This is a genomic window from Thalassolituus maritimus (assembly GCF_900156675.1).
GTDB classification, from domain to species: Bacteria; Pseudomonadota; Gammaproteobacteria; order Pseudomonadales; family Oceanobacteraceae; genus Thalassolituus; species Thalassolituus maritimus.
On sequence record NZ_FTOH01000006.1, the window covers coordinates 134779 to 146137 of the forward strand.

At 52.0% G+C, this 11359-nt stretch carries 12 protein-coding genes; 8 read left to right on the forward strand and 4 right to left on the reverse strand.

Annotated elements, in window-relative coordinates; all coding sequences use genetic code 11:
* Nucleotides 1-22: 22 nt before the first annotated feature.
* The 3 genes from BW941_RS10805 to BW941_RS10815 all read left to right on the forward strand — a co-directional run bounded on the left by BW941_RS10805 (nucleotide 23) and on the right by BW941_RS10815 (nucleotide 2642).
* Nucleotides 23-1834 (forward strand): PHA/PHB synthase family protein, encoded by a 1812-nt coding sequence (locus tag BW941_RS10805; protein ID WP_076516002.1) that lies wholly within the window; start codon nucleotides 23-25, stop codon nucleotides 1832-1834.
* Between the two features lie 99 nt (nucleotides 1835-1933).
* Nucleotides 1934-2377, forward strand: coding sequence for a hypothetical protein (locus tag BW941_RS10810; RefSeq protein WP_076516004.1), 444 nt, complete (start codon nucleotides 1934-1936; stop codon nucleotides 2375-2377).
* Nucleotides 2367-2642, forward strand: coding sequence for a YheU family protein (locus BW941_RS10815; RefSeq protein ID WP_084188860.1), 276 nt, complete (start codon nucleotides 2367-2369; stop codon nucleotides 2640-2642). Before BW941_RS10810 ends, BW941_RS10815 begins: the two co-directional genes overlap by 11 nt.
* 10 nt (nucleotides 2643-2652) lie before the next feature.
* Here the strand turns inward: BW941_RS10815 and mnmC are convergent, their stop codons facing one another.
* Entirely contained in the window at nucleotides 2653-4644 is a 1992-nt protein-coding gene (gene mnmC / locus BW941_RS10820) for a bifunctional tRNA (5-methylaminomethyl-2-thiouridine)(34)-methyltransferase MnmC2/FAD-dependent 5-carboxymethylaminomethyl-2-thiouridine(34) oxidoreductase MnmC1 (RefSeq protein ID WP_175607894.1), read from the reverse strand.
* 70 nt (nucleotides 4645-4714) lie between these two features.
* On the opposite strand from mnmC, the gene BW941_RS10825 reads away from it, so the two are divergent.
* A complete protein-coding gene (locus BW941_RS10825; RefSeq protein ID WP_076516006.1) occupies nucleotides 4715-5596 on the forward strand; it encodes an AEC family transporter in 882 nt (293 codons plus the stop codon).
* Between the two features lie 45 nt (nucleotides 5597-5641).
* Here the strand turns inward: BW941_RS10825 and BW941_RS10830 are convergent, their stop codons facing one another.
* From BW941_RS10830 to BW941_RS10840, 3 genes are read right to left on the reverse strand one after another with little or no spacing between them, the layout of a single operon-like run.
* On the reverse strand, nucleotides 5642-6223 hold the full coding sequence (locus BW941_RS10830; protein ID WP_084188864.1) for a peptidylprolyl isomerase: 582 nt from the start codon (nucleotides 6221-6223) through the stop codon (nucleotides 5642-5644).
* A 31-nt stretch (nucleotides 6224-6254) separates the two neighbouring features.
* Nucleotides 6255-6917 carry a TIGR04211 family SH3 domain-containing protein gene (locus tag BW941_RS10835; protein ID WP_068436203.1) on the reverse strand — a complete coding sequence of 221 codons (663 nt, stop codon included), beginning with the start codon at nucleotides 6915-6917 and terminating at the stop codon, nucleotides 6255-6257.
* 52 nt (nucleotides 6918-6969) lie between these two features.
* Nucleotides 6970-7269: a YciI family protein gene (locus tag BW941_RS10840; RefSeq protein WP_076516008.1), complete on the reverse strand. Its 300-nt coding sequence runs from the start codon at nucleotides 7267-7269 to the stop codon at nucleotides 6970-6972.
* 77 nt (nucleotides 7270-7346) lie between these two features.
* On the opposite strand from BW941_RS10840, the gene BW941_RS10845 reads away from it, so the two are divergent.
* From BW941_RS10845 to BW941_RS10860, 4 genes are all read left to right on the forward strand, one after another.
* The gene (locus BW941_RS10845; RefSeq protein ID WP_139325823.1) at nucleotides 7347-8270 is read left to right on the forward strand and encodes a PHP domain-containing protein; all 924 of its coding nucleotides are present in this window, start codon (nucleotides 7347-7349) and stop codon (nucleotides 8268-8270) included.
* Between the two features lie 38 nt (nucleotides 8271-8308).
* Nucleotides 8309-8932 carry an L-threonylcarbamoyladenylate synthase gene (locus BW941_RS10850; protein WP_068439569.1) on the forward strand — a complete coding sequence of 208 codons (624 nt, stop codon included), beginning with the start codon at nucleotides 8309-8311 and terminating at the stop codon, nucleotides 8930-8932.
* A gap of 100 nt (nucleotides 8933-9032) precedes the next feature.
* On the forward strand, nucleotides 9033-10049 hold the full coding sequence (locus tag BW941_RS10855) for a tryptophan--tRNA ligase (protein ID WP_068439571.1): 1017 nt from the start codon (nucleotides 9033-9035) through the stop codon (nucleotides 10047-10049).
* Nucleotides 10050-10140: 91 nt separating this feature from the next.
* Entirely contained in the window at nucleotides 10141-11358 is a 1218-nt protein-coding gene (locus BW941_RS10860) for a tryptophan--tRNA ligase (RefSeq protein WP_076516010.1), read from the forward strand.
* Nucleotide 11359 lies beyond the last annotated feature (1 nt).

An 11359-nucleotide genomic window follows, 5' to 3' on the forward strand; every position in this document is an offset into this window, starting at 1 on the left:
ATTACATGGAGATTGAACGTCGATGAGTGATGTGTCTGAGCAGCTGACGGCTGCAGTTAGCGATTATTTTGATATGGCTATACAGGCGGCGGAGCATACCGGCAAAGTTTGGGAAAAATTCATACAGCAGCCAACCTCGGCAGAAGACCCGGCAGCCTGTGTATTGAACGATTTCTCAGAAGCCCTTAAAGAACTGGGCGAAGCCATGATGGAGCACCCGGATAAACTTATCGATGACCAGATGGATCTGCTCAAAAAACAACAGGCGTTATTTCAGAACACCGTACTTCGTCTGATGGGTAAAGAGGTAGAGCCAATTGTCGAGCCCGAAAAAGGCGATAAACGATTCAGGAATGCCGAATGGGAAGCGAACCCTTTCTTTGATTATCTGAAGCAGCTTTACCTTATTCAAGGAAATACCCTGAAAAAGATGATCGATGACACAGACGGCCTTAGCGATAACGCACGACGTAAAGTTGAATACCTGATCCGTCAGTATACAAATGCGATGGCACCCTCCAATTTTGCCGGCCTGAATCCTGATGTGATCAATAAAACGCTCGAAACCGGAGGGGCGAACCTCGCTCACGGTATCGAGCAACTAACTGAAGATCTGGAGGCCAGTGCGAATGGCGCACTAAATGTTGCTATGACGGATACGTCGGCCTTTCAGGTCGGTGTGAACGTAGCAACGACGCCGGGTAAGGTGGTGTATCAGAATGAACTGATGCAGCTGATTCAATATTCGCCAACAACGGAAGAGGTTTTCAAGCGCCCACTTCTGGTCATTCCGCCTTTTATCAACAAGTACTACATCATGGACCTGCGTGAGAATAACTCGCTGCTTCGCTGGCTGGTAGGTCAGGGGCATACGGTGTTTGTTATCTCGTGGGTTAACCCCGGTCCGTCATTACGTGATAAAGGTTTTGATAACTATCTGCTGGAAGGCCCGGTTGAAGCGCTGAATGTGATTGAGCAGATTACCGGTGAAAAAGATGTTAACGCGATCGGTTATTGCCTAGGCGGCACTCTGTTATCGGCGACTCTGTCTTACCTGAAGAAAAAGCGCAAAGAGCGTATTAAGTCGGCCACCTTTCTTGCGACACTGATCGACTTTTCGATGCCGGGAGAAATTGGCGTATTCATTAACGAAACGACCATCGCTGGGCTGGAAAAACAAATGGATATGCTCGGTTATTATGATGGCCGTCAGATGTCGTTCAGCTTTAACACCTTACGCGAGAATGATCTTTTCTGGTCTTTCTTTGTGAATAATTATCTGAAGGGCGAGCGTCCGGCTGCATTTGATTTACTGTACTGGAATACGGACAGTACGAACCTTCCGGCGCGCATGCATTCTTACTATCTGCGCAACATGTATCTGAACAATCTTCTACGCGAGAAGAATGCACTGGAAATCGATGGCGTAAAAATCGATCTTTCTGCAGTTAAAGTTCCGACCTATTTCCTGTCGACGTCTCAGGACCATATTGCTCTGTGGAAAGCCTCTTACGAAGGAGCCAAAGTGCTTGGTGGAAAGCCACGCTTTGTCCTGGGCGGCTCAGGTCATATTGCAGGTGTTATTAATCCTCCAGCCGCCAACAAATACAACTACTGGACCAACGACTGCTTGCCTGAAGACAGTGATGAATGGTTCCAGGGCGCCGAAAGCCATCGTGGCTCATGGTGGCCGGACTGGGAGGCCTGGATTCAGGAGCAGGGTAGTGCGGAGCGTGTGCCGGCTCGTGAGCCCGGGGACGGTCCACTTGCAGCGATCGAAGATGCGCCCGGAAGCTATGTGCGTATGCGAATTCAGGACGTGGTCGGCCGTTGAGTGGTCTTTATAATGTTTCCATTCAGGGTGGCTCCGGCAGTTTCTGTTGGAGCAACTTTTGGGTATGATCAAAGCCTTAGTCAGCATTGAGAGAAGCTCGTGTCTCAGTTTGATCAGGAATCGATCGTTTACGGCGTGATACGCCACATTCCTTCCACAGAAGACCTCGCAGCCCGCCGCGAGCGCCGCACCAACTGGAGTGCGATACAGTCCTTGCCTGTTGGTCTGGATGATGACTTCTCCCTGCTTAAGCGTGAGATGTTCTCAATCTCTGGAGATGACATTTTCAGTGGGGCCTATCAGACGCAGATCATTCACTTCGCTGCCTCTTACCGTGCTGTAGAGTATGAGTGGGAAAGCTGGTTGCGCCAGTTCGAAAGTCTGCTGAAAGCGATGCACTGGGTTTCCGCCACGGTCCACCTGGAAACCGAACTCTCTGGTAAGCACACCTTTAACTGGCAGGCCGAGCACGGTCACACACCGTCAGATGCTGAATTGCGTATGAGTTGTGAGTGGGAGCGGGAGGGTGCTTTTGCAATCTGACTTTCACTCTGGCGATGGACAGGCGCCAGAAGAGGGTGTCATCCGCGTTCCCTACGACCGTCTTTCGGCCGACGCCCTGGACGGTATTATCGAAGAGTTTGTCAGCCGTGAAGGCACCGATTACGGCGACTATAACTACTCTTTTGACGACAAAAAAGAACAGGTTCGTGAGCAGATACGCCGCGGGCAGGTTGTCATCCTGTTTGACCCGGTTGGGGAAACCTGCCAACTGGCGCTTCTCGATCAGTTACCCCCGGGGCTTTGACCATCGGCTTTTATAATTTATTGCGGATTAAATCCCGCAATAAAAACCGGTTTGGCGCCAAAGCATCGACCACGGTTTGACTGGTACTGACGGCATCACCAGCCATCTGTTCGGCGATCAGTTCTGCGCATAAAGAAGAGGACGCCAGTCCTCGCGAGCCGTGGCCAATATTCAACCAGACTCCGCTCATCCAGGGCATAGGCTCACGAGGGATGCGCTTCGCGTTTTTGGTCATCGGGCGAAAGCGCTTTACGAATTCATCTTTAACAACCAGTGGCCCCGCCATCGGCAGGTAGTCCGGTGTTGTACAGCGAAAGCCCACACGGCCACCAATAATTTCAGCGGAGTTCGCAGCAGTTTCCCATTCAGCACCAAAATCACAGAGATGGCTCAGGTTGGTTTGATGATCCGAGTCCCGAAGCTCTGCTTCTTCATCTTTTAAGTTATAGGTAGCACCGAGTACGAGGCGCCCGTTGAGTGGCGGTGCCATGTAGCTGCGCGCGCAGAGTACGGTATCTGCCGTTGGTAATGCATCAGCATTAAGATAAGTAAGCTGCCCACGAATTTTTTTGGTTGGCAGGTAGCTATGCTCACCAGCAAGTTCATTCGCTTGGTGGGCTGTTGCTATTACGATCGCAGAGGCATCAAGGTCACCAGAGTCTGTAGTAATGGCCAGTGCATTCTGTTCGCCGGTTATCCTTGTTACTGCGGCGGTAATAAACTGAATATTCGGGTGGTTGACGAGAGCTTTGCAGAAATCAGCCGGAGATACCCATCCGGCCGCTGGGAAGATCAGCCCTTTCTTTTCGCTATCAGACGCTACGAATTCAGCGGGTGGTTGATGCCGCTCTACAAAGCGTTGCTGACGCACTTCTTCTTTAGCGCTGTAGGCGAGCTGTAGTACGCCACAGGCATCCCAGGTTTTATTATTCTCTACTGGAGCTTCCAGCATACGCTCGACTTCTTTCAGAGCGAGCAGATAGGCCTGACGATAAAAATCAGAATGGGTTGCCTGGTTGTCTGCGGCCAGCTTTATGTAAAGTCCGCCTTGTGGATTCCCTGAGGCCCCATTGGCGATACCTTCAGGGTCGCACAGCGTGACCCGGAAACCACGCTCTGCCAGCGCTCGCGCTGTGGTGCAGCCAGAGAGACCAGCACCTGCAACGACGACTTTGCTGGCGTCTTTAAGTGGTGCAGGAAACAGTTGCCATGGTAGATGGTTATGCAACCGACCTTGCTCTGGGCCGGTGGTTGCCGCATACCTGCCTGCGAGCATTTCTCTTTTGCGGCCGAAGCCTGGTACTTTTGCGATGTTAAAACCGGCGCCTTTTAACCCTCGCCTGACCACGCCTGCTGCGGTAAAGGTCGCCACCGTCGGTATTCGATTTGAGCGAGGGTTTCTGCTAATGCGTCGAATCTCAGAAAACAGCGCGTCAGACCACATCGCAGGGTTTTTCGCTGGGGCAAAACCATCAAGAAACCAGGCGTCAACCGGGCCATTCAGTTGGGGGAGAGCAGAATGAACATCATCAAAAATCAGCGTCAAAGAGACCCGCTCATCCGGCCATTTGAGAGTATGGAATCCTCTTAATGCCGGAGGGTAAGCTTCAATAAGCCTGTCTGATAATTCCCTAAGCTCCGGCCACAGGGCCAGTGCTTTTTGCAGTTGTTCACGGCTTAACGGGAATTTTTCGATGCTGGTAAAGTGCAGCCAGTTATTCTCGCCACGAGTGGATTGGAAAGCCTGCCAGGTAGCAAGAAAATTGAGCCCGGTGCCAAAGCCGGTCTCAATAATGCGGAAGGGCGCCTGGTGAGACTGCCAGCGCTGCGGAAGGCCATTCTGTTTCAGAAAAACGTAGCGGGTTTCCTCTAAGCCGTTCTCAACTGAAAAGTATGGGTCGTCGAAGTCATCAGCCACCGGGAGCCCATGCTCGTTCCAGGTGAGGTCTGGATGCCTCAGAACCGTATCGGTATCACCCGTGGTTGTTTCTTTGATGCTCAAATTTCTCACCCGTCCGGTTTCTCGGTGCGTATTGTAATAAAGCTGACGAAGGAGCGGTATACTCCCGGCTATGATGATTGAAATAGCAACCGTACTCTTTCCTGTCGTGCTCTGTGCTTTGCTGGGCGCAATATGGGCACATACCCGCACTGGCTACGACAGTGATTTTGTGTCCCGTCTGGTGCTGAATATAGGCGCGCCTTGCCTGATGTTATCGGTATTAGGGCAGGTCGATATTGATCCTCAGGTCTTCGGTCAGACAGCTCTGGCATGCGTGCTGGTAACGGTCTTGATGACACTTCCGGGCATCATAGTGCCGCGTATGCTGGGGGACAGTGTCCGCACGTATTTACCCTCATTTCTTTTTCCTAACGTTGGAAACATGGGGCTTCCTGTTTGTATGCTGGCATTTGGCGAGCAGGGGCTGGCTCTGGCACTGGCGTTTTTTATGATGTTGTCTGTCGCGCATTTCCCAGTAGGTATTCTGCTTGCAGGAGGAAAAGACGCCGGAGGACTAAGTGGTGTTGCGCGTATGCCTATTATGTACGCAATTCTGCTTTCCGTCATTCTCGTTATCAGCGGCGCGCGTTTGCCTGAATTTCTGAATAACGCGGTGGCCTTGATCGGTGGTATGACCATTCCCCTTATGTTGATTACTCTTGGTGTATCGCTCTATGGCCTGCAGGTGAGCGGGTGGGGGAAGGCATTTTTATACAGCCTGATCCGGATACTCGGCGGTCTCGCAGCCGGGTTGCTTGTGTGCTGGTTTATGGAACTCGAGGGTGTCGCTCGCGGTGTGGTGCTCATCCAGAGTTCGATGCCTGTGGCGGTATTCAATTACCTTTTTGCCGTCCGTTATAACAAAGAACCCGGCGCAGTGGCCGGGTTAGTGGTCGTGTCGACCTTTCTGTCGTTCGCATTCCTGCCGGTTCTTCTGGCAGTGTTACTTTGACAGACACGTGGCTGACGACTGTGTGTCGATCATCCGCTTAGGGCTTCAGTTTTCAATCAGAGGGGCGGGTGCTTCTTCGCTGTCTTTTTCAACGACGACAGCGCTGTTGATAATAATATCTTCCGCCGGCTGATCGCGGCGGCCGACGCGTGTTTCCGCAATCTTATCGACCACATCCATACCTTTAACAACTTCGCCGAATACTGCATAGCCGTAATCACGTACGCCATGGTCCAGGAAGGTATTGTCTTTTACGTTAATGAAAAACTGGCTGGTGGCACTGTCTACGCTTGCAGTACGAGCCATTGCAACCGAACCGCGCTTATTTTTAAGACCATTTTTAGCTTCGTTTTTTATCGCCGCACGGGTTGGTTTGCGGTTCATTGAGGCATCGAAACCACCACCCTGGATCATGAAATTCTTAATTACGCGATGGAAGATGGTGCCATCGTAATGACCTTCCTCAACATAGGTAACGAAGTTTTCAACAGAAATTGGTGCTTTCTCTTTATCGAGTGCCAGCTCAATGTAACCTTCGCTGGTATTCAGACCGACGTGGACGGTCTCCTCGGCATTCGCGCTGAATAAAGGAAGTGCCAGGAGTGCCAGCATTAAAAACTTACGCATGAAATTTTCCTTATTTATTAATGTATCTGCTTTATGCCCAGCCGCTGTTACTACGACGACCGCGGAGACCCGGTAGAATAAGGCCACCGATAATACCTACGACAACCAGGCCGCCGCCGTAGATCAGATAAGAGAGACTTCTGTCGCCACGAAGTTCCTGATTTTCCGCTGACAGTGTACTTACCTGAAGTTCCAGTTCCTGTGTTTTTCGGGTCAGCTTTCGTGCTTTTTCGTCAAGCGCGACGGCATTCTCTGAAATAGTACGGATACGTTCGAGTTCGCGCTCTAACTCTGTGCTGGAGCGACTGGCATCGGCGCGTTCAGACTTGGCCGTTTCGAGTTCTTGCGTCAGTTCTTCTACCTGGTTCCGGGCGGTTGTGAGTTCAGCTTTGATATTATCGAGTTCACGATTTGCCAGAATCAGATTTTCTTTGGCCACGGGTTCGTTAACCAGGTATTGAGTACGTACGTAACCTTCCACGCCTTTCGTTGTTTTCACGTGCGTGAAGTCACCTTCTTCGCCAAGGTAGATAAGGTGCTCGCCACTCTGAACGACTTTCAGAATCCGATACTCATTAGATGGGCCAGAGCGTAGCTGGATATACAGTTTGTCGGTTACATAACGCTTTTCGACAGCTTGTGCTGCCTGGCTGGCAAGCATGAGTCCGAGTAGCAGGCTGATCATGTACTTCATTGAGTCCTCCGTCACTGATCTTGTTGGTCTTCTTGGCTTCAGTGGGTACTGTTTAAGGTAATACTTTTTTGAACGGTTTGACGACGACGTGTGCGTACACGCCCGCTGCAACGTATGGGTCGGCATCTGCCCATGCCTGTGCTGCATCAAGTGATTCAAACTCAGCGACGACGAGGCTGCCGGTGAAGCCTGCTTCACCCGGGTCTTCACTATCAATGGCAGGGTGTGGGCCTGCGATCAGGAGTCGACCTTCGTTTTTCAACGCTTCAAGTCGTTCAAGGTGGGCGGGGCGGGCTTCTTTCCGCAGTGGCAAGCTGTTTTCTATGTCCCGACTGATAATGGCGTACCACATGTTACGGTTTCCTCGTTGTATCACTTATTCTGTTGTTCGGAAGGTTTGGACAGGTTTTCTCGCTCACAAGAGAAAATATGGCTCAAAATCGCTTATTCGCTATGTGGCGGCTGTGCATTTACAATGGTCTGCATTATGTCGTAAGCCACCCAGAGCGTCCAATCGTGAACTCCGTGATAGACCTTCACTGCCATACTACTGCTTCCGATGGCAGCCTGAGCCCAGCCGAGCTGGTGGAGCGGGCGTCAGAACGTGGCATTAAAACGTTGGCCATCACAGACCATGACACCCTCGAAGGGTTCCGTCAGGGACGTGATATGGCCGAAAAAAAGAATCTGCGTCTGATACCGGGGATCGAGCTATCCTGCGTGTGGGGCGGTGCGACGATACATATCGTGGGCCTGAACATGGACGTAGATTCTGCAGCAATGAAGGAAGCCGAGGCGTTTCAGTTGAAGGCGCGCAATGAGCGCTGTGAGTTAATTGCTCAGCGAGTCGGCAAAAAACTGAAGCAGGATATCTGTATGGACTCAGTGCGGGAGTATGCGGGCAGTGATATTGTGGGACGTCCGCATTTTGCCCGCTACCTGGTCGATCAGGGTTGGGTGCCTTCGATGCAGGCCGCTTTCACGAAATATCTGGGCTCGGGAAAAGTCGGTGACGTGAAAACCAGCTGGCCTGAACTTGAGCAGGTGGTGCGATGGATCGTTGATGCTGGCGGTGTGGCTGTTATGGCGCACGCGCATCTGTATAAAATGACGCGAACCAAGCTTCGTGCCTGCATGTCTGACTTCATTGAGGCAGGGGGCTCCGCCGTTGAAGTCGCTTACGGGCAGATGGACAACAATCAACGCGGTCAGATGACGACCCTGGCAAAAGATATGGGTCTGATGGGCTCATGTGGTAGTGATTTCCATGGGCCGAACCGTTTTGGGCTTGATCTGGGCGTTATGCCAGCGTTCCCTAAAGATGTCACGCCAGTATGGTCTTTGTGGCAATAAGCAAAGAGCCATCTAATTGAACTATTGAAGGATTTATTTTGAGCCAGTTTTTTCAGATCCACCCAGAAAATCCTCAGGCACGTCTTGTTAAGCAGGCGGCGGACATAATCCGTGAGGGCGGGCTGGCAGTTATTCCGACAGACTGCGCCTATGCGCTGGCCTGTCGCCTGGGCGATAAAGCCGCGACTGAGCGTGTTACAAGGCTGCGCCAGTTAGGATCTAAGCATAACTTCACTCTGTTGTGTCGTGATCTCTCTGAGTTGTCGACTTTTGCAAAGGTTGATAATACCGAATACCGGTTGCTCAAATCGCATACGCCAGGGGCATTTACCTTTATCCTCCCGGCAACCCGTGATGTACCTCGCCTGTTGATGCATCCTAAAAAGCGGACGATAGGTATCCGTGTTCCGGATAACGCGATTGCGATGGCGCTGCTTGAAGAAATCGGCGAACCTCTGATGACGAGTTCGCTGATCATGCCCGGAGATGAGCTACCTCTTTCTGACCCGTATGACATCCGCGCCACGCTGGAGCATCAGCTGGATGTGGTCATTGATGGTGGTTTCTGCGGTTTTGAAGCGACGACCGTCGTCGATATGACCGGAGACGTTCCTGAGATCGCACGTCAGGGCGTGGGCGATGCCAGCGCCTTTGCCGAGTAAATTAAGTAAGTAATCCGCAGGTTACCGGCCCTGTGACTCACCGGTTAAAACCGCTATCATTGCGCCCTTTACGATTGAACGGATGTAACGGGTTCTTCCAATGAGCAAACAGCGTGTTTTAACCGGTATCACGACCACCGGGACTCCCCACCTGGGTAATTATGTCGGTGCTATTCGTCCGGCGATTGAAGCCAGCCGCGATACCAATAACGAGTCCTTCTACTTCCTTGCTGACTTCCATGCGCTGATCAAGTGCCAGGACCCTGCAGCTGTCCATCAGTCGACTAAAGAAATTGCCGCCACCTGGCTGGCTCTCGGACTGGACACAGATAACGCCGTATTCTATCGCCAGTCTGACATCCCTGAGATTCCGGAACTGACCTGGGTGCTTAACTGCGTGTGCGCGAAAGGGCTTATGAACCGTGCTCACGCTTATAAAGCTGCTGTTGATGCCAATGTTGAAGAAGGTGAGGACGCGGATAAAGCCATTACCATGGGGCTGTTCAGTTACCCTGTTCTGATGGCGGCGGACATCCTGATGTTCGGTTCAAACAAGGTACCTGTCGGTAAGGATCAGATTCAGCACGTTGAAATGGCCCGTGATATGGCGCAGCGCTTCAACCATATCTACTGCAAGAAAGAGCCATTGCTCACTTTGCCGGATTATCAGGTGGACGAAGACAGTGCCATTCTGCAGGGGTTGGATGGTCGTAAAATGAGTAAAAGTTACGGCAATACCATTCCTCTGTTTTTGCCAGAAAAGAAGCTGCAGAAGCATATCAATAAGATTAAAACCAACCTGCTTGAGCCGGGTGAGCCAAAAGATCCGGATACATCAGCCGTGTTCCAGATCTGGAAAGCGTTTGCGACTCAGGAGCAGACCGCTGAAATGCGTCGTGCTTTCGAGGAAGGTATTGGTTGGGGCGATGCCAAGAAGAAACTCTTTGCACTGATCAATGAAGAAATCGCCGAGGCCCGCGAGCGCTATGAAGACCTTCTTGCGCGTCCAGCCGACATTGAGGCTGAGCTTCAAAAGGGAGCTGAGAAAGCGCGTGCCGTCAGCAAGCCTATGCTGGCGCAGGTACGTGAAGCCATCGGTATTTCCGGTCTCAAGTAATTTTGAGCGGTAGCGGTGGTTACCAGAGCGTGACATCGCTGCCGAGTCAGCGTAAAAACGAATACATAAGAAGCAAAGAGAGGAAGCAGGCTTGAGTACAGTGGATCCGCAGAGGCGGGTGGTTTCCGGAATGCGCCCGACTGGCCCGGTACATCTGGGGCACTATCATGGTGTTCTGAAAAACTGGGTTAAGTTGCAACACGAGTACGATTGCTTTTTCTTTGTTGCCGACTGGCACGCCCTGACGACCGGTTACGCCTCCCCGGAAGACATCGCTTCAAGCACCTGGGAAATGGTGGTTGATTGGTTAGCCGCCGGCGTGAATCCTGGTGCCAGCCATATGTTTATTCAGAGTCGTGTGCCGGAGCAGGCGGAGTTGCACCTTCTTCTGTCTATGATCACGCCTCTCGCCTGGTTAGAAAGGGCGCCAGCCTATAAAGAGTTCATTGAATCTAACCGGGAGCAGGATAAGGCCAGTTACGGCGTTCTGGGTTATCCATTACTGCAAAGTGCAGATGTGCTTGCGTACCGGGCTGGTCTGGTGCCGGTGGGGGCGGATCAGACGCCACATGTCGAACTGGCCCGCGAAATCGCCCGTCGGTTTAATCATCTGTACGGTTCAGAAGAAGATTTTGCTGCCAATGCAGAAGCGGCAATCAGGAAGCTGGGCAAGAAGACCGGAAAGCTTTATACCGAGCTGCGTCTTGCACACACACGTCACGGCGATACAGAAGCTTTGGCAACGGCTCAGGCGCTGATTCGCGAGCAGAATAAGCTGACGCTGTCAGATAAAGAGCGACTGCTCGGGTATCTTGAAGGGGACAGTGTAGCCATCCTTCCGGAACCTCAGCATGTGCTGGCAGAGCAGGCGGCGAAAATGCCGGGGCTAGACGGACGTAAGATGTCCAACACCCACGATAATATTATTCCGCTGAGAGCGGAGCCGGAAACGGTTGAGAAGGCACTCCGTAATATGCCGACAGACCCCAACCGGGTGCGGCTTGCGGACCCTGGTACGCCAGAGGCCTGTGCTGTATGGCAGTTCCATCAGGTTTACACCGAAGGGGCTGAACTCATCGAAGTGCACGATAAGTGCAGCAGTGCTGGCTGGGGTTGTATTGAATGTAAACAATGCGTTGCTGACAAGATCATTGCTCAGCAAGCACCGATCAGACAACGGGGCCGGGACTTCGAAGAGAACATTGACCTGGTGCACAGCATCATCGCTGAAGGTACAGAGCGTGCTCGGGATGCTGCCCGGGCAACGTTAGAAGAAGTACGTGATGCGATGGGCTTAGCCTATCGCTGAG

Bases quoted from the DNA above. Each gene is read 5' to 3' on its own strand.
- BW941_RS10840 (WP_076516008.1), bottom strand. From the start codon at position 7,269: ATGTGGTACGCCATTATCAGTCGGGACATAGAAAACAGCTTGCCACTG.
- BW941_RS10805 (WP_076516002.1), top strand. From the start codon at position 23: ATGAGTGATGTGTCTGAGCAGCTGACGGCTGCAGTTAGCGATTATTTT.
- BW941_RS10835 (WP_068436203.1), bottom strand. From the start codon at position 6,917: ATGAAGTACATGATCAGCCTGCTACTCGGACTCATGCTTGCCAGCCAG.
- BW941_RS10825 (WP_076516006.1), top strand. From the start codon at position 4,715: ATGATGATTGAAATAGCAACCGTACTCTTTCCTGTCGTGCTCTGTGCT.
- BW941_RS10855 (WP_068439571.1), top strand. From the start codon at position 9,033: ATGAGCAAACAGCGTGTTTTAACCGGTATCACGACCACCGGGACTCCC.
- BW941_RS10845 (WP_139325823.1), top strand. From the start codon at position 7,347: ATGGCTCAAAATCGCTTATTCGCTATGTGGCGGCTGTGCATTTACAAT.
- BW941_RS10830 (WP_084188864.1), bottom strand. From the start codon at position 6,223: ATGCGTAAGTTTTTAATGCTGGCACTCCTGGCACTTCCTTTATTCAGC.